A 19,640-nucleotide genomic window follows, 5' to 3' on the forward strand; every position below is an offset into this window, starting at 1 on the left:
GCGACAGCCACGCAACGCCGATTTAGTCGATGGTTGCAACGGTCCCCGGATTAATCCACAACGGTTATACAGACCGCTGATTCAAGGGGCATTGAAGGGGTGGTCAGAATCATTGAAGTTTGCTGAGTTTAGACACTTCCATGTTATGGAATCAGTATTGCCTGAAACGGGAACGCCGTAGTCTATAGAGGACGCGCTGTTCCCATTGCGTGGGCTATTTTAGAGCATCCTAGTAGCAGTGTCAATATTCAAGCCGTGCCTTGCCCTGCTTAAACGGGTTGGGAGCCTGATGCCAGTTGGGGTCAAAGTAATTTTGCGTAGGCAGACGAGGGTTTATCGATACCAAATTGGATGAAGTATGCCTGTCAACAGCTTGGGAGCGAATTATCGCATCCGCACTTCTGAGCGATTTCTGGATTTGGCGACCTGGTAACCGTTGGTGTCCTGTCATTGATTTTCACTTGGGACTCCGACAAGCTCTACTGCTCCAAAATGTTCGTATTCATAAAACGAACCCCTATGGCCGATGTCAATCTTGCCAAGGAATGTGTTGGAGTCAGTGGAGAACTTTGGTACATCGTCAGTAATGAAGCCACCACCCCATACGACTTTTCGTGAATATGGCTTGCGCTTTGATATTGAGGAAAGTTTTCAAGGGTGATAAGTCCAATGGTTTTGAACTCGTTTGCTCTCAGATTCGCAACTCACCTGCGTTATCCCGGTTGTGCTTGGTATTAGCGATCACTACTTTATATTTAACCGCTCAAGGAACGGAGGTAGTCGCTCAAGGAAAACGCCGTATGGTTGACCCTCACTGGCGCACGAGGAAGCAGCTATCTAAAAATTGGTTGGTCATGGGAAAAGAGCTGCTCTGACTCTTGGTTGGGAGTTGTTTCAAACCCTCATTCTAAATGGTAGACCCGATCCATCTCCAGCGTTCGCAAAGCGTCTGCTACGCAGAATCGCCTCTCGAAAACAGGATGAGAAAAAGAGGTATCGGTTGGAGTTTACAGTAAGGTCTTAAGACGGCTGCTTGTTGAGTTTTGTCAGTCAACCAGGCCGAACCCCTCTACCAACAAGCACTAGAGCTAGTGTTCCACGTCTTTTCATTTTATTGACCAGGTTGCCCAATAATTCGACCGCTGTTTCCGGGTCATAGGCTACTGAGGCCCATAGGTAACGTCCAAGTTTTTCGCAGAATCGAAAGTCTGTAGCCTTTGTGTCTACGATGGCAAACTGTAGTTCTTCAGGTGTGTACCAGTCAATCATTGATGCCATCATTACTTTCATCTGAGCAGTTTTCCCACTACCTGTACAGCCACCGACGAAATAGTAGGGATTACTTGGGTCACCAAAGTCAACCGTTATTGGATTTCGGTCAATGTCGTAGCCAATCAAAGCGTTAAGTAATCCATCTGGTTTAGGCTCTGTCCGGTATTCAAGAAAATTTCGGTTTTTCTTGACGATGTCTACGGTTACGGTTTTGCCAACAGTAACCACTGGGGGAGTATCTAGCTTTAATTTAATCTGTAAGTCATTTACGTAGTCATCTAGTTTGTCAGCTTTTACGCCACTTAGGGGTGTCACCGACACATTATCTAGTTCTAGTGCCAGGACTCGACTCTGTTCGGTTGTCGGGATTATGTCAACGGAACTACTTCCCATTGCCGTCAATTTTCAACTTCCCATTATTTTTGCCAACAAAAACAAAAATAATAAATAGTTAATTTTAAAGGGAACTAGAGGCAAAAATTAAATACCAATAAGTCCGATTACAGGAACTTAGAAGACTTTTTGTGATCTTTTTTCATTCTGACAGAAAATAACAAAAAGACGACGGCACTTAATATTAGTTGTAATCTGTTAATTCTTGTGTTGGAAGTGGGTAGGTCGTCCGTTGGGATTACCGCCTGAAAGTGGAACTAGGTTAAGCGACCGATTGGTCGATGTCTGTCGTTGGTACTGGGTAGGTGACTCGGTTGGGTCACCTACCCATCATTGGAACTAAGGAAGTAGTCGGGGTTAGCCACTACCTTTGTTGGGTTTTATGTAGCCTTGTTGGGACTGGGTGGTAAGGTTTTTTCCTTACCGCGATCGCTGTACCAATGAAAAGCCCCAGCGACTGCCGGGGTGTGGAGTGCAATGGTAGGATGTGATTGATTAAATGTAGTTCTGCGGGGAATAGGGATTGATTCCATGTTCTCGCAGTATTCGTAATAGGCGAGCATTTTCTGCCTCTAGATGGTCTGGTTCAGCCATGCCTTCACAGAGGTCTTCCAATTGCTGATTTAGTTCCTGGTTGATATACTGCCAGCATTCGCTATTGTTTCTTAGATCGGTGTTCTCAGCTTCTAAGAAACTTACGTATTCAGAAAGCTTTTCATTTCTTTCGGTGATTGTAGTCGTATCACCGAAAGCTTCACGAATCCTTTCCTCTAATGCATCTATGATCAATCCGTTAGTCAATGCAAAAGCCCTTTTGTTGCCTTTGTTTCCACGACTATGCCAGTAAAGCCCAACTATGACCGGAGGCCATCCACTGATACGAGTCTGCCCTTTTAGTTGCTCTGGGTTTAAAACCTCAAAAGTGCCGGGCGTAAAACCCTTGCCCCATATATCTTTGAAGGCTTTTGAGCGCAAAAAACGCCGGGCGTAAGATTCATCTTCTCCTATGGTTTCAGCAGAACCAGTCTGAGACATCAAGTAATCTCCAGACTCCGTCTTGAAACCATCAGCCTTAATGTCCCCAATGTAGAAAGGACAGTGAGTTACGTATTGCTTATTTTCCATGGTTAGAATGAATATGACATTGAACTGGAGTAATCCTCCACTTAGCGATCGCACCATTGACGGGGAATGCGATCGCTTATTAATAAGTATACCTATTTGATCGTCATCGGCAAATATTTCTTTTGTTATCTTTGTCGCCTCAAAAAGTTAACAAGAGACGACAGGAAAATCAATGATCACTGCAAGCCAGTAATGTATAGTGCCCCGCCTACGGCCAATCGCTTTTAGGTGTTCCGTTCATAAAAACGCTCAATTAATCGATTTTTATCGTCTTTATTTACGAGTACAAATAGCTTACTTTGCCCAACGATAGAAATGGGCGACGTTATGCTTGCCCACTTTTCTCCTTGTTTTATTCGTTTTCCGGAAAACTAGGTAGAGTTAAGGTACAGGTCACAGACTTCCCGGCGTTGGACAGAGAGGCACCGTAGGTGATCGCATCAAATATCTGCCATTTCCACTAATAGAACTACTTCCCACCAGAGTTAAAACTATTGCGAAAAACTATTGCGTATAGAGATAATTAAAAGTACCGATAATCCCGGTTATGTTAATTAGTCGGAAGATAATAATAACCTACAGTATAATTTGATGTCAGTTTGGGTGAAATACTTGCGCGCCACTTCCTTGTGAGAAGATGGGCGATAGACTGCCCGAATCACTGTTCAATTGCGTTTGGTAGGTAAGGAATACCCTCATGACAAGTCCCCAGGTGATCTGTGCTGGTGAAATGTTGTTTGACCGTTTGTCTAATCAGCCAGGAAAACCCCTAGAACAGGTGGAGTCTTGGACAGACTATCCCGGTGGCGCACCAGCGAATACTGCTTGTGCTTTAGTAAAGCTGGGTATACCCACTGCATTTATTGGTTGTATTGGTCAAGATCAGCCAGGAGACATACTGGTAGAGTTGTTAAAGGACGTTGGTGTCGATGGTACGGGAGTACAGCGTCATGGTACAGCTCCCACACGGATTGTCTATGTAGTGCGAGATGCCTCAGGCGATCGCAGTTTTGCTGGATTTGGTGATATCGATACCACAGAATTCGCTGATACACGACTTCAAGCGGATCACTTGCCTACTGAACTATTTAAGGAAGCTAAGTTTCTGGTATTGGGGACTCTGGAATTAGCCTATCCCGACAGTAAGGCAGCAATTAACCAAGCGGTTAAGTTAGCACAACAACACCAGGTCTCTATATTTATAGATGTGAACTGGCGACCGGTCTTTTGGAATGATGCCAATACTGCCATTGAAATTATTCAAGACATGATCCAGCAAGCGGACTTCCTGAAACTGACTGATGAGGAGGGAGAGTTTTTGTTTGGCACTGCTGATCCAAAAGCGATCGCACAACGGTTGGATAAGGTCAAAGGAGTATTAGTCACAGCCGGGGAACGAGGCTGCGCCTACTATCTGGGAGGAAACGAAGGGAAGTTACCAGCATTTTCTGTAGCAGTGCAGGATACAACCGGTGCCGGAGATGGCTTTACTGGTGGCATTATTTATCAACTATGCCACCGTGACCGGTCGAGTCTGAGTGATCCAACCGTTGCCAAAGATGTGGTTACCTATGCCAGTGCAGTAGGCGCACTGACCACTCTCAAGCCTGGTGCGATCGCAGCTCAACCTACATTAGCTGAGGTGGAAGCTTTTCTATCTAGTTAATAGACTTCGCGGCAGTTGTCGGGAACAGGGAACAGGGAACAGGGAACAGGGAATAACCAATTTAAATGGACATCAGCTTACTATATAACAACTTATTATCTTTAAACTGAAGTTTCTCTTCCCCCGACTCCCGACTCCCGACTCCCGACTCCCGACTCCCGACTCCCTACTCCCTACTGCCTAAAACATGGATAATTCAAACTACTATTCCAACTACTATAGTTACCTTGGGCAGGATAAGGAACCAACTCCACAATGCCCTGCTGATTAATTATCCATCCTTGGGCTTCAATAATAGGTGATTTCTTTTTAGTCATTGCTTGTGCCTGATCTGGCCTGTTATAGCCTAATGTCCTTTTGCTCCAACTCCGGCTTCTTCTCCTATTGCTTAATTGTGTACTGCCTTGATCAACCATCAGCCGCAAATCCGGTACCACCACTTGACCCCGCAACACCCCAGCTGGGTTAGCGGGGATTCCTCCTTTTCCGGTAACTAAAAAACTATTCCCCCTGTTTGCTGCACAATCGGTGATGATTTGATTGCTCGTATCCACTACATCTACAGGTAGCTTATCTAAGGCTTGGGCGGGGTTAACTTCTGGAGTATTGAGAGTAACGCTGCCATCAATACCAAGTTTGGAGGAAGCGGTAATCTTACTACTGCGATCGCTAAAAATTCCAATGGCCGAAATCGTGATATTTCCCCCACGGCCTAAAATGGCATTGGCAGTGATGTTACTACCCTTTGATGTCACCAAAAAGTCAGTGGTGATAGTGATATTCCCACCAGTAGCAGTATCCCTGGCATTAGTCGTTATCCCACTGTTGTTCCGTAAGAAAATTAGTTTGGCATTAGAGAGGGTAATATTCCCTTGGTCTCCAGCAGAGGTTTCAGCATTGAGGAAACCATTGTCAAGTTTGATGGTATCAGCAGAGACGTCCAAGGTTCCAGCAACACCGGTACCTGTACTGCTGACCGTTACCAAGGCGCGTCCGCTAACGCTAAATGTCTTGGTATTCAGGTTAAGGGAACCCGCTTTGCCTGTTTGGGTTGCCCGAGATGCGATCGCACTAGCTGCTCCATCTGGGTCAATGCTGTTTCGTCCAACTCTCGCTAATCGCTCGTTGTAGGTAGGGTCTATACCAGACAGAGTGATCTTCTCAGAAGCATTGATAGTAATATTACCGGCATCACCACCCTTGAAGCTAGAAGTAAAAATCTGAGCGCCATCGATTAATGCCAGGGTGTCCACATCTAAGCTAATTTCACCAGCTGAAGCATCAGTCTGACTTTTAGCAGTGATCACTGCCCCATTATCCAGACCGAGGGTAGGAGTTTGAATGAAAATTTCACCACCAATCCCAGTTGCGTTAGATTCGGTGTTAGCAGAGATAGCGCTAGAGGAGCCAAGGGCGGGACTGAAGCCAGACAGAGTAACCCTTTCTGTAGCATAAATCTCAACATTACCAGCATTACCTTGACCAGAAGTAGAAGCCCGTAATTCTGCTCCATCCTCTACCGTCAAGCCCTCAGTTTCTATGGTCAAATTACCCCCATTTCCCGTAGCTCTTCGGTTCACCCCTGCGATTAAGTTGCTGCGAAACTGACCATCAGGTGATGTCCCAATCACCTCTATTTCTTTAGCCTGTATCGATATAAACCCCCCATCACCCTCACCAGCAGTAGAGGTGTTGATACTTGCTCCTTCTCGTACTCTCAGACGTTCTGTATCAATCAATATAGTTCCTCCGTCCCCTGTGGCTCTGGGTAGGACATCAGTAAACAAGCCACTAAAGGATGAGTTATTGTTTGACGTCTCAACTAATAACTCAACCTCCCCGATTCCCACCACATCTACCTCAGTCGCCCGAATTGTCACGGTACCACCATTCCCATCACCATAGGTTCCAGAGCCTACCTGTGACCCATCCCGTACGATCAGACGCTGGGTATCAATAGTCAAATCTCCCCCATTGCCGGTCGCATCTGGAATCACACCAGTGGACAAAACGCTTTGGGATAAATCAACCGTATCCGTCACTGTGATAGTTACATCTCCAGCATTTCCTGTCCGTGCCGCAACCGCTAAGATGTCTGCGTCATTCATCGACAAGTTACGACTGGTAAGTGTGATATCCCCACCGCCTCTAACACCGTAAGTCCTAACCAAGCTCTCGTCAAAAACAATATCCTCTGTTGCCTGTAAGCTTATACTTCCTCCCTCACCAGAAGTAGAAATAGTCTTGAGATCGTTTGTCCTAATGGTGCCATTGGTTGCATTCAGGGAGATGGATCCACTATCAATAATCTGGGCTGATTCATCATCAAATTCCGCAAATGTAGGCATTTCTGCTTCAACACCAGTTAGGATAATGGTATATTCACCGATCTCAAAACCACTTCTATCTTCCCAACCTACCAAAGGTAACTCACTGCCAAGCTGATCTGCTTCATCAATACTGGTAAAATCCCCCGTATCGTCTCCATCGGGAAATATATCTCCTGCTTCACTAACTGGTTCTACACCAAAACCACTAATCCCTAGATAGTAAATTCCTGGCTCCGTTGGGGTTAGGGGATTGCCTGCTGGTAAGAGTGATTGAACACAACCACCACAGTCGGTGTCATCATCATTGGCATAAATTCCGATACCCTCTTCATCAAACAAGAATAACTGGGTGTCTAACTCAGTCCCCTCAGTGGTGCGAGCCGAAAAAGTCCCCCCCCCGGTCAGAAAGATTTGGTACAGGTCTACATCAGTTTCTTCGCTTATCGTGCCAGATATAAATATGAACTGAAAGGGCACTCCCGGAGAATCACTAATAACTGTAGCTGTCTCAAGCACTTGTCCGGTATCTCTAACCGGGGGAATTGATGTATCAATGTTACCAACGGTTATATTCGCACCGGAAATAGCAATGTTCGTTCCATTGGTGCGGATGGTGTCAAAAAAGGTATCTTCCATCCGAAAGTCCCCTACCCCATCCCGGTCTGCATCAGCAGTAAACACCATTACTTCACTGCCTGATTTTAAGTTTAGCTCGTTATCCTCTAAGTCGTCGATTACTATATCATTGGTTGCTTGTAGAACAAAATTATTACTTCTTGAGAAATCCTCCATAAGGGTCTCGTAGAGAGTGGTAGCTGCCAAATCCTCAAGCTGACTTAATGGAGTAGTTATAATAGCATCCGCTGTGTCGGAATTATTAGCAATTTCAGGATTAATTTCATCTATGGCATCTTCTTGAGAGCCATTAGCAATGATGATATCTGTGGAATCAACTAATAAGGTTCCCGCAAAACCATTCATGGCGCTAGTATCAATATCTCCCCGCAAAATTAGGTATTCTTGTCCTGATATTTCTACATAGCCACCGTTACCAGAAATTTGCCCACCACGAGCTCTGATGGTGCCGTAAAATCCAGTAATTTCATTCCCTGAAATAATTACTCTACCGCCATTGCCTTGTGTGATCGCATCAGCACGAATCTCAACATTAGGACCAATGAAGGTGCGGCTAGTTTCTTGGTTACCAATGATAACGCTCCCCCCACCGTTAGGGCCAGACACATTAATCTCGGTATTATCTAATAAGCTAATCTGGGAACCACTGACTTCTACTGTTCCTGCTCGTGCTCTCAAAGAACCAGTGCTAGTGATGGTATCTGCTGATAGGATTAGACGTTGCCCACTACCAACAGCTAAGTTGCCCTGATTCCTGATCTGAGCTTGATGTTGACGTAAAGCATTGGTAAAGAAAGCACCAGGTTGAATAGTCAGTAAGTCACTGGTTTCCGGCTCTGTGGCGCTAAATAGTCCTTGCTCCCCTAACCTAATCCCATCGGCTGTAGTAGCAATAAATGAGCCACGGATATCTAACCGAGCGTTGTTGCCAAAATTAATACCATTGGGATTGATTAAATAAAGATTTGCTGTTCCCTCTACCCCCAGAGTCCCGAATATTTGTGAGATATTGCTACCTGTTACACGAGTAATAATGTTAGCAATCCCATTCGGGTTAGCAAAGTAAACGTTTTGTCCCTCATTAACATGAAATTCTAGGAAACTATGGAACAGATTACTGCCTCGAATGGCACCACCTTCAATTAAGTCTCTAAATTCTTGGGGAGTGAACTTGGACTGTTCTACTCCTAAGGTTTCATCGGGGGTAATCTGGGCATAAGCCGCCTGGTGATCAACTATCCAAGCGATGCTGGCTAATAAAACAATAGAGAGTTTTGAGTACCAAGATAACATCCTTGCTCCTGTACCTTAGAGGGCTAGACCAATGTCTCTGTGTGATGCACCAGCTTTGTGAAAAAATCATCCAGATACTTTGACTGTGATGGAATCACTGACAAATCTTTTTTTTCGTGATATTACTGATGCTTCGGCCTAATTCTGGCACAGTCTTCCCGTCTTGCCCTCGTGGAAATTACCCAGGATCGACTTGGAGAATCTAGGTTGATCAGCGGTAGTCGTAAATACTTTTAGCTAAGCTATAGCGCGCAGCACTATAGAAGCCTGTATAGTTGTCAGAATGTCTACGTTCTTTTTTAGTTTAGCCTCCCAATCAAATTGTACCTTGATGTCGTTAATTTTTAATTCGGTTATTTTTCAACTTTAAATCAACTAGGTTTATTTTTAAAGATATACAAAAGCAGGGTAGGATGTATGTAACGCACCCTAGGCAAATTTACAAATATGAGATGCACCCGGTGCTTTGTGGCACAGGCTTCAAGCCTGTGACGTAACGACTGATAGCACCTCAAGTAGCGTGCGCTTAGGGCATATGCTTACCTTCTAGGAATACATCGGAAAATGGGATTCAATGCTGAGAATTAAGCACTAGGACTAAAGAATCCCACTGGCCTAAAACCGCCAACTACTTCTTCAAGGTTGTCATCGGTTAGTTCAAAGTCGTCATCGGTTACTTTGAGTTCCTGATCCGTTAGACTTCTAAAGCCAGCGTTGTCTGACACCAACTGGTCTGTTGAGCAGTTGTTTTTTTTGAGTGAATTCTTGATTTGTTGGGTATTCATGGTCATCCTGCAGTTGAATTTATTGATTAATTAACTCAATTCTCTACTAGTTTAGCAGATATTCCATGATTATTATTTTCTTCAAAATAAATTATTTCCCCGGAAGATTCGCTGAAATTATCCTATAATTTTCGCTTTAGGTGCGCTTGATCTAAACTTTACTTTAACTTTAAATTTTGTCCGAATACTTACAAGCAGGATTGATGATTAAACAAACTCCCATGGTTAATTTGGATAGGATAGACGACTAACTCCATAATTACCTGGTCATTAATGTCCATCCTTGGGGTTCAATGATCGGTAATGATCGGTAATTTCGGATAGTATTATTCTGAGATAACTCCGGATTGTACTCCTATTAAATGGCTGATAAAACTCTGATTACTGCGGTTTGCATAACTATCAGGTGCGTTCTTACCATTAAGAATTAAATTCGCCACGGGTCGCACCTCAGGTACACAGGATTTTTTTTGCCTCTTCCCTCTTACCTGCTCCCTGCTCGCTGCTCCCTGCTCGCTGCTCCCTAAAAAGCCAAAAATTTGTACCTAATTGAATTGCAAACCGCTGTAATTGCTAATTAACTGTAAAATTAACTTATTATAAATCCTGACTTTTTAATCCTGGATAAAGTTGGTTATGTCGAATTCAGTTTATAATCATAATTATAATAAAATAAAAAACAGGGTAGGCTTTATGTACAGAGCCTACCCTAACCCACTTTTTTATTGCAGAGGTAATAATTAATTAAAGTCTAGAGTATAAATTGCCTCTGTCTGAGTCTACTTATGGTGATTCATAAACCTTCTATTCTTGATGCAGTTGCTCATGGGAGGAACCACGGCAGTCGCTCATGGGGGAGACCCCCACAGGTCGGCGCGGCCTCCCCAAGACCGTAATGGTGCGTTTGACCCGTAATTAAATTCGCCACGGGTCGCACCTCTGCATCGCTAAATACATGGATGAATGGGATTCAATCCTGAGAATTAAGCGCTAGGACTAAAGTATAGAAAGCGACCACCAACGGCTTCTTCAAGGTTGTCATCGCTTAGTTCCAGGTCGTCATCTGTTAGTTGTATTTCCTGATCCGTTAGACTTTCAAAGTCAGAATTTTCTGACACCAACTGGTCTGTTGACCCGTTGTTTTTTTTCATTGAATTCTTGGTTGGTTGGGTATTCATAGCCATCGTTAAATTCAATTAATTGCTTGACTTCAATATCTACTAGTTTAGCAGAGATTACCTGAAGCGGAGACAAGGATTCCGAAAATCATGTGGGGTAATAATTTGATATAATTATGGTAAAATAAAGATAAATAGTTTTCAATAAGACCTATCTACTTACAAGGATGCCATCATTGTAAGTAGTCGGACACAATTAAACTTAATTGTGAGGACGACAGACCAGGGAGCAGTAAGGGTTTTAGTCTAAGTTATTAATACAGTGATAAAAATTTATGTTAATTATTTCATAACATTTTTACACAGCAAGTTCTTTAGAGCCCTAATTAACTGGAAAATCTCCTGGATAAAGTTGCTGATGTCGAACTCAGGTGATAATCATAACTAATCATAATTCTAATACAAAGCAGGGTAGGCTGTATGTAAAGAGTCTACCCTGCCCCACTTTGCTATTGCTATTGCAGACATGATAATTAATTAAACGTAATCAGCCAGCCTAATGCTGTCAGCGGTTAGCTTCAAATAAACCTCATTTGGGAGAATTTAAGAGTTCAAGATTAATGAGAATTGAAAGTTTGAGGAACTGCCTCCCCTGTTCCCTTGCTGCATCGCTTATTCGCGCATCACCGATTGCCCTACGCCCACGCTGCGCAAACAGTAGCCTCACCATTGGCCTAGGGTGGCCAACAGCTGACGGCACCTCAAGCAGCGTGGGCGTAGCCCATTAGCTTACCTTCTAGAAAGCGGGAGGATTAAAGTATCCACCCACTGCTTCTTCAAGCTTTTGATCGGTTAGTTCAAGGTCGTCATCGGTTAGTTTTATTTCCTGATCCGTTAGACTTCTCAAGTCAGCGTTTTCTGACACCAACTGGTCTGTTGACCCGTTGTTTTTGTTCATTGAATTCTTGGTTTGTTCGGTATTCATAGCCATCGTTAAATTCAATTAATTGCTTGGCTTAACCATCTACTAGTTTAGCAGAGATTACCTGAACAAGTTTTTTCGTTTCTTGATGCAAAGCGCGAGTGGGGGGAACCCCCAAGACCGCGCAAATCACGCTAATAGAAATTAATTTTCCGTTTAGGTGCGCGCCTCCTAGGGCCTGTTTTCTTGCCTCGGAGATCCCCCGTTGGTCCCCCTTAAAAAAGGGGGACTTTGAGTATGGCTCCCCCCTTTTTTAAGGGGGGCTGGGGGGGATCATAATCTTGCGGAAAACTTTGAAAACACGCCCTAGGCCGGGTTCCCCGGCCTAGGGTCGCACCTCAAAACTAGTTGAAATTATCCTAGACTTAGGGTAAAATACTGCTTGAGTTGTGTCCGACTACTTACAAGCAGCCCTGATGATTAAACCAACTCCCATGGCTAATTTGGGTAGGATAGGCCACCAACTCGACAATTCCCTGGTCATTAATGATCCACCCTTGGGCTTCAATGATCGGTAATTTCTGATTCGTAATGGCTGTTTGATCACGGTCGTGGTGATACTGTAGTCTTCTTCTGAGGGAACTCCGGGTTTTCCTGCTCTTGACTGGTTGTGTATTGCCTTCATCAACCATTAACCGTAAATCGGGTACCACCACCTGACCCCGCAACACCCCAGTTGGGTCAGCCGGGAGTCCTCCTCCTCCAGTGACCACAAAACTATTCCCATCTACGGCTGCACAACTAGTCACAATTTGATTGCTGGTATCTACCACATCTGCGGGAAGCTTGGCTAGGGCTTGGGCAGGATTGACATCTGGGGTATTAAGGTTGACGGTGCCATCAATACCGAGTTGAGAAGAAGCGGTAATCTCACTAGTGCGATCGCTAAAAATTCCAATGGCAGTAATATTAATATTTCCCCCGCGTCCCAATATGGCATTGGCAGTAATATCACTATTCTCTAGGGCTACCAAAAAGTCGGTAGTGATGGTGATATTCCCACCAGTGGCACTCTCACGGGCGTTGGTAGTGATGGTACTGTTGTTGCGTAAGACTACAAGCTGGGCATCAGACAGGGTAATATTTCCTTCGTCTCCAGCAGTAGTTTCGGCATTGAGGGAACCATTATCGAGTTGGATGGAATTGGCATTTACTTCCAAGGTGCCAGCAACACCGGTACCAGTACTACTGACCGTTGCTAGGGCTTGATCGCGAAGGATAAATGTCTTGGTATTGAGGTTAATCGAACCCGCTTGCCCATCTCCTATTGCTCTCGATGCGATCGCACTCTCTTCCCCATCTGGGTCAACTCTGTCTGCTCCCAATATTGCTAATCGGTCATTGTAGGTAGGGTCAATGCCAGAGAGGGTGATTGTATCAGTTGCATTGATGGTAATACTGCCAGCATCACCGCCACTGGAGCCAGAGGTCAGAATTTGAGCTCCATCGGTTAATGCTAGAGTGTCTGTATCTACAGTAATTTCACCACCAGGAAAGTTACTACGGCTTCTAGCGGTAATAACTGCTCCATTATCTAGGCGTATAGTAGGGGTATTAATCGTAATATCCCCACCACTCCCTGTAGCCATCGATTCGGTGTTGGCAGAGATGCGACTGGATTGACCACCTCTGCGACCACCGACTGGACTAACCCCAGAGAGGGTAATGCTCTCAGTAGCCTTAATCTCGAGATTACCAGCATCTCCGTTGCCAAAGGTAGCACTCCGTACCTCCGCCCCATCGGAGATCCTAAGCTTTTGGGTATCAACGGTCAAATGTCCCCCATCCCCTGTAGCTGTTGGTTGAACACTGCTAAACAAGCCGCTAGTAGCCTGGCCATCCGCTGAAATCCCCATCAGCTCTACATCAGTAGCCCGTACCGTTAGGGTACCGCCATTGCCTTGACCAAAGGTAGCACTACTTATCTGTGCTCCATCCCGTACCATCAGCCGTTGGGTATCAATAGTTAACGTTCCCCCATTCCCTGTAGCGTTTGGGATAACGTTACTGAACAAGCCGCTACTGAACCCAATAGCACTTCCACTAAGCTCTACCTCAGTCGCCTGTATTGTTACGGTCCCCCCGTTGCCTGAGCTATTGGTAGAACTGCTAATCTGCGCCCCATCCCTTACCCTCAGGCTTTGGGTATCAATAGTTAAATCTCCACCATTGCCTGTTGCTGATGAGTTAACATTCACAGACAACAGTGAAGTTTCCCTAACCTCTACATCAGTAGCTTGTATTCTTAGGGTACCTCCATGCCCCTGACCAAAGGTGTCACTAATTATCAGTACCCCATCCCGTACCCTCAATGCCTCGGTATCAATGGTGATGATACCCCCATTGCCAGTGGCTCCCTGCTTTGCATTAGATTGTAATACACTCAAGGATTCAATAGCTACAGTATCTGTAGCGGTAATCGTTACATTCCCTCCGTCCTTGGTTCCGGAAGTACTAGCATCTAAGATAGTCTCGTTTGTTAAGAATAGGTTGCGACTGGAAAAATTGATATTGCCACTGCCAAAACTCCCTGCTGTACTAATGGAGCTATCCTCAAAGGTAATATTGTCTTTAGCCGTTAGGGTAAGGTTTCCCCCTTCACCATCAACAGCAGCGGTATTCAGATTACCAGCTTTAATTCCACCATTGGTCGCATTTAAGGTAATCGAGCCACTATTGACAGTTTCCGGTAAGCTAGCTGATTCAGTAAAGGTAGCCGAGGGCGCTTCCACACCAGTCAGAGCAATGGTATAGTTACCCAGGTCAAATCCCCTAATATTGTCCCAATTACTTAAAGGAAAACTCCCGCCTGTTGGTGTTGCTTGATCTACACTGGTAGATCCATCCACAAAAAGAGAAAATGGGAAGATTGGATCCGGAAAAATCTGTCCTCCCTCACTAACTGGTTCTATTCCGAAGCCACTGATGGCTAAATAATAAATCCCTGGTGCAGTGGGGGATGAGGGATTACCAGCGGGTAAGGTCGATTGCAAGCAACCTCCACAATTGGCATCATTATCATTGCTATAAATCCCGAAACCACCTGCATCAAATAAAAATAACTGAGTAGCTACTTGGGTTCCCTCAACGGTAGTAGCTGAAAAGGTTTCCCCCCCGGTTAGGAAAATTTGGTAGATATCTACATCAGCGACGTTGGCGATGGTTCCTGATATACTCTCTAAGGGAACACCGGGGGAATTACTGACGATTTTGGCATTCGTGATCGACTGTCCCGCATCTGCTACTTGGGGAATTGATGTATCAATATTCCCGATGGTTAAATTCGCGCCAGATATAGCAATGCTGCGTCCATGGGTACGGATAGTGTCGGAGACAGTATCTGCCATCACAAAGTTTCCTACCCCATCCCTGTCAGCATCGGCTGTAAATACTACTGCCCCAATGCCTGATGCTAAGTCTAGGGAGTCATCGGCTAGGTCTTGTAGCAGAATATCATTGGTGGCTTCCAAGACAATATTGGTATTCCCAGACAACTGCTCTAAGGTTGACTCATAGATAGTGGTGGTTCCGACCTCAGTCAACTGGCTCAAGGAATCAAGGTCATCTACTGTTTGATCCCCTGCCCCACTAGCAATAATAATATCTCTAGGGTCTAGTAATAAGGTGCCAGGAAAGCCATTCACAGCACTGGTATCCACATTCCCCCGAAAAATCAGCTTTTCCTTACCAGAGACTTCGATAAAGCCGCCGTTGCCGGAAATTGTTCCCCCACGAGCGCTGATGGTGCCGTAAAATCCTGTGATCTGATCTGCCTGGAGGATAACTCTACCGCCATTGCCGTTTGCGATCGCATTGGCACTAATCTCGACATTAGGGGCAATGTAGCTTCGGTTAGTCTGTTGACTACCAATTAAAACCGTCCCTCCACCGTTTGGGGAGGATACATCGATAGAGGCATTATCCCATAAGCCAATTTCAGAGCCATTAATCTTAACTATTCCCCCCGGTGCTACTAACGAACCTGTGCTAGTAACTAAATCTCCCGACAACACTAACCCTTGCCCACTACCAACAGCTAAGTTACCCTGATTCCTGATTTGAGCTTGATGTTGACGTAGGGCATTAGTAAAGAAAGCACCAGGTTGGATAGTCAGTAAGTTACTTTTTTCTGGTTCTGTGGCACTGAACAATCCCTGTTGACCCAATTTAATCCCATCAGCTGTGGTAGCAATAAATGAGCCAGCTACATCCAATCGAGCATTGTTGCCAAAGTGAATGCCATTGGGATTAATTAAGTAGAGATTTGCTGCGCCATTTACTCCCAAGGTACCGAATATCCGTGATCGACTCCCTCCTGTGACACGAGTGAGGATATTAGCTATGCCATCGGGGTTGGCAAAGTAGACGTTTTGTCCTTCATTGACATTAAATTCCAGGAAACTGTGGAACAGGTTACTGCCTCGAATAGCTCCGCCTTCGATTAAGTCTCGAAATTCTTGGGGAGTAACAATTGAGTGTTCTACCCCCAAGGTCTCATCGCGTATAATCTGGGAGTAAGCAGCAGTCTGGAACACTGCCCAAGCTGTGCTAGATATTAATAAGATTGGGAGTTTTGAGTACCAAAACAACATTTTCGCTCCTGTACCGTAGAGGGCTGCTATTCCTGACTTTAGGGGTTACTTCTGTGTCAGTAAATGGTTAGCTATCCGCTAATAGATCTACCGATATTACCTCATCAGCCAAATATCAAAGTATACCATTATGCTTCAAGAACACAAGGACAAGGTTCTTCAACGAAACTTTACCGAATACACAAAAAAAAATTAATGTTTTAAATTAATGTTTTAAATTATTTTTAATATAAATGATAACCAATTAAGCTTAACTTAACATTAAACGTTTAGGCACATAAAACCAGCGAAAGTCTTTTTTCCTCAATCAGCGCTGAAGGACTTTCACAACAGGATGAGCAAAGTTATGGCGATAATTCACCAAAACAGTCAACAACAGGGACTATCCCTTAAGGGATGGCTAGTGATTCGGTGCCATCTCCCTCTAGCCCTTTGGCTACTAATCACAAATCTACCTGCTATTGCCTATCAGTCCAATTCCCCAACCTCCTCACCAGGAGCAGTTGTCCAATACTCGTCCAATCCGTCAGCACTGCTGCAACAGGGAAAAGAACACTATCAAGCTGGACAATTCTTTGAAGCCGCTACCCTCTGGCAACAAGCCGCAACAGCTTATGCATCCAATGGAGCAAGTTTTAACCAAGCCCAAGCCCTTAACTATCTATCCTTAGCTCAGCAAGAATTGGGACAATGGCAGCAAGCTCAAGTCGCGATCGCAGAAAGTATAACCATACTGCAAAGTGTTGAGAAACTAGATTCAAAGGGCATTCTGCTTCTGGCTCAAGCCTTGAATACCCAAGGAAGCCTGCAACTGGCACAAGGACAAACCAAAACTGCTTTGGAAACCTGGGAGCAAGCGGAAGATACTTATGCTAGGGCTAATGATGAAACGGGAAAAATAATCAGCCAAATCAATCAAGCCCAAGCCTGGCAATTTTTAGGGCAGTATCGACGGGCAAGAAATCTCTTAGAGCAACTGGTCACAGACCTGGAAAATCAACCGGATACCCTACTGAAAGCTGATGGGTTGAGAAGTTTGGGCATTGCACTACAAGTTGCTGGTGATTTACTCCAATCAAAGAAACTATTAGAACAAAGTTGGGCAATTAGCAAGCAATTTAATTCCCCTGAGGATACTAGCCCTACTCTCCTTAGCATTGGAAATGTTGCTAGAGACTTACAACGATATGATGTGGCTTGGACATACTACCAAGAGGCGGCTAAATTAGCACCAGATGGCATTACCAAAGTGCAGGCACAACTTAATCAACTCAGTCTTTTAGTTACGGTAAAAAAATGGGATAAGGCACTGTCGTTAATTCCAACTATTGAGTCAAACCTATCCAAGCTACCTCCTAGTCGATTGGCAATCTATGCTAGAGTGAATCTAGCAGAAAGTATGATGAAGCTAAAAAATAGCGAAAAGGAAGCTATTCAACTATCATATACCTCTAAAATTGCTCCAAAAATTGCTCCAAAAATTGCCAAAAAAATTACCAAAAAAATTGCTAACGTATTGGCAATAGCCATTCAAGAAGCTAGACAACTCCAAGATGCCCGCGCTGAAGCTTATTCTCTGAATCAACTGGCTAAGCTTTATCAACAAAATCAGCAGTGGGAGGATGCTCAAAGCCTGACAGAGAAAGCTCTACAGATAGCTCAAACTATTAATGCAGGAGATATTATTGCTCTTGCGGCAACACAACTGGGGCAGATTCTGAAACAGCAAGGGGATATCCCTGGCGCGATCGCGGCTTATGAAACTGCCTACAATAACCTTCAATCCCTAAGGAGTGACTTAGTTGCCATTAATCCTGATGTGCAATTTAAATTCCAAGAAAGTATCGAACCGATTTATCGAGATTTAGTCAGCCTGTTATTAACTCCCTCTCAAGCTGGGCTCAAAAAAGGGGCGGTTAGCCAGTCTAACCTCAAAAAAGCTCGTGAAGTGATTGAAGCGTTGCAACTGGCAGAGTTAGATAACTATTTTCGAGATGCTTGTCTAGACACTGAGCCAATTGTCATTGATGAAATTGATGTCGAGGCTGCTGTAATTTATCCAATTATTTTAAGCGATCGCATAGAAGTCATCCTTTCGCTCCCCAATCAACCTCTAAGCCACTACACTACTCTTCTACCAGAGGACAAAGTCAAAGCTAGACTAAGACAAGTTTACTCATCTATGTCTCCTGGTTATCCCAATAATGAGCGGTTGCGACTGTCTGAGCAAATATATGACTGGCTGATCCGACCGGCAGAAGCAGAACTGGCAAACAGTAACATTAAAACCTTGGTATTCGTGCCAGATGGGTTCTTGCGAAATTTGCCCATGGCAGCTATCTACGATGGTAAACAGTATCTGATCGAAAACTATAGTATTGCTATCTCTCCTGGGTTACAACTTTTTCCTCAAAGACTTCAGAGAGTTGAACTGAACGTCTTAGTGGCTGGGTTGACCGAAGCTCGCCAAGGCTATACTGGTTTACCTGGTGTGGCTGGAGAAGTCCAAGAAATTACGGATAAAGTTACTACAGACGTTTTACTCAATCAGGAATTTACCCGCACTACCTTCCAAACTGCAATTGATAGCACCCCCTTTCCCATTGTTCACCTAGCTACTCACGGTCAATTCAGTTCTAACCCAAAGGAAACATTCCTACTCACCTGGAATGACCGAATTGGCATTAAAGATTTCGATTTACTATTCCAAAAAAGACGATTAGGAATTCTCGAACCTATAGAATTACTAGTAATGAGTGCCTGTCAAACTGCAGCAGGGGATAATCGTGCCACCCTAGGATTAGCAGGATTTGCGTTACGTTCAGGAGCTCACAGCACTTTAGGTAGTCTCTGGTCAGTCAGCGACGAATCAACCACTAACTTAATGAAAGAGTTTTATCAGGGCCTGATTCAGACTAAGCCGTCCATGACTAAGGCTGAAGCGCTGCAACAAGCACAACTGAAATTGCGTCAAGATCCATTATATAAACATCCCTATTTTTGGGCATCCTTTGTATTAGTAGGGAATTGGTTATAGAAGAATAATTTAGAGGTATATTATAACATGAATAAGTTTATTTGTAAAACTCTCTTATCAGCAACAGTAACTGGAGCATTGATCTTGGCATCAACTGCACTCCAGGCAACTCCATCAGTTAAAGAAGGGGAAATTCTACCCCGAGATTATCGCATCAGTCTGGAATTTGATTTCCCCTCAGATGAGGAAGTTCCCAAAACCAGTGTCGGTGGAGGGGTGCGAGGAAATGTAGAATTTGAGCTACCCGGAGACTCGGCTAGCCCCAGAACTAGCATCGGTGGGGGTTCGAGAGGAAATGTAGAATTTGAGCTACCCGGAGAATCCGCCAGCCCCAGAACTAGCATCGGTGGGGGTTCGAGAGGGGATGTAGAATTTGACCTACCCGGAGAATCCGCCAGCCCCAGAACTAGA

The 19,640-nt window shown here is 44.5% G+C and carries 12 protein-coding genes and 1 pseudogene; 5 read left to right on the forward strand and 8 right to left on the reverse strand.

Annotation, left to right across the window (positions count from 1 at the left end; all coding sequences use genetic code 11):
* The coding region (locus F6J99_RS23815; protein ID WP_293115925.1) for a hypothetical protein at positions 1-181 on the forward strand (181 nt) is incomplete at its 5' end.
* A gap of 60 nt (positions 182-241) precedes the next feature.
* Here the strand turns inward: F6J99_RS23815 and F6J99_RS23820 are convergent.
* A complete protein-coding gene (locus F6J99_RS23820) occupies positions 242-451 on the reverse strand; it encodes a hypothetical protein (protein WP_293115927.1) in 210 nt (69 codons plus the stop codon).
* Between the two features lie 169 nt (positions 452-620).
* Here F6J99_RS23820 and F6J99_RS23825 point away from each other — a divergent pair, with 169 nt between their 5' ends.
* Positions 621-875, forward strand: a complete 255-nt coding sequence (locus F6J99_RS23825) for a hypothetical protein (protein WP_293115929.1) — start codon at positions 621-623, stop codon at positions 873-875.
* A gap of 175 nt (positions 876-1,050) precedes the next feature.
* On the opposite strand, the gene F6J99_RS23830 is transcribed toward F6J99_RS23825, so the two are convergent.
* Together F6J99_RS23830 and F6J99_RS23835 are read right to left on the reverse strand one after the other, a co-directional pair.
* The gene (locus tag F6J99_RS23830) at positions 1,051-1,665 is read right to left on the reverse strand and encodes an FtsK/SpoIIIE domain-containing protein (protein ID WP_293115931.1); all 615 of its coding nucleotides are present in this window, start codon (positions 1,663-1,665) and stop codon (positions 1,051-1,053) included.
* 495 nt (positions 1,666-2,160) lie between these two features.
* Positions 2,161-2,790 carry a hypothetical protein gene (locus F6J99_RS23835; protein WP_293115933.1) on the reverse strand — a complete coding sequence of 210 codons (630 nt, stop codon included), beginning with the start codon at positions 2,788-2,790 and terminating at the stop codon, positions 2,161-2,163.
* Positions 2,791-3,487: 697 nt separating this feature from the next.
* Between F6J99_RS23835 and F6J99_RS23840 the strand changes: the two genes are divergently transcribed.
* Complete coding sequence (locus F6J99_RS23840) at positions 3,488-4,456, forward strand: carbohydrate kinase (RefSeq protein WP_293115935.1); 969 nt, start codon at positions 3,488-3,490, stop codon at positions 4,454-4,456.
* Between the two features lie 173 nt (positions 4,457-4,629).
* On the opposite strand, the gene F6J99_RS23845 is transcribed toward F6J99_RS23840, so the two are convergent.
* From F6J99_RS23845 to F6J99_RS23865, 5 genes are all read right to left on the reverse strand, one after another.
* On the reverse strand, positions 4,630-8,715 hold the full coding sequence (locus F6J99_RS23845; RefSeq protein ID WP_293115937.1) for a filamentous hemagglutinin N-terminal domain-containing protein: 4,086 nt from the start codon (positions 8,713-8,715) through the stop codon (positions 4,630-4,632).
* 584 nt (positions 8,716-9,299) lie between these two features.
* The gene (locus tag F6J99_RS23850; protein ID WP_293115939.1) at positions 9,300-9,500 is read right to left on the reverse strand and encodes a hypothetical protein; all 201 of its coding nucleotides are present in this window, start codon (positions 9,498-9,500) and stop codon (positions 9,300-9,302) included.
* Between the two features lie 983 nt (positions 9,501-10,483).
* Positions 10,484-10,651, reverse strand: a complete 168-nt coding sequence (locus F6J99_RS23855; protein WP_293115941.1) for a hypothetical protein — start codon at positions 10,649-10,651, stop codon at positions 10,484-10,486.
* A 763-nt stretch (positions 10,652-11,414) separates the two neighbouring features.
* The gene (locus F6J99_RS23860) at positions 11,415-11,576 is read right to left on the reverse strand and encodes a hypothetical protein (protein WP_293115943.1); all 162 of its coding nucleotides are present in this window, start codon (positions 11,574-11,576) and stop codon (positions 11,415-11,417) included.
* A 425-nt stretch (positions 11,577-12,001) separates the two neighbouring features.
* Positions 12,002-16,192, reverse strand: a complete 4,191-nt coding sequence (locus F6J99_RS23865; protein ID WP_293115945.1) for a filamentous hemagglutinin N-terminal domain-containing protein — start codon at positions 16,190-16,192, stop codon at positions 12,002-12,004.
* 346 nt (positions 16,193-16,538) lie between these two features.
* Between F6J99_RS23865 and F6J99_RS23870 the strand changes: the two genes are divergently transcribed.
* On the forward strand, positions 16,539-19,229 hold the full coding sequence (locus F6J99_RS23870; protein WP_293115947.1) for a CHAT domain-containing protein: 2,691 nt from the start codon (positions 16,539-16,541) through the stop codon (positions 19,227-19,229).
* A 27-nt stretch (positions 19,230-19,256) separates the two neighbouring features.
* Positions 19,257-19,640 (forward strand): annotated as a pseudogene (locus F6J99_RS23875) (hypothetical protein); the annotation flags it as partial.

The organism is Moorena sp. SIO4G3, assembly GCF_010692305.1.
Taxonomy (GTDB): Bacteria; Cyanobacteriota; Cyanobacteriia; order Cyanobacteriales; family Coleofasciculaceae; genus Moorena; species Moorena producens_A.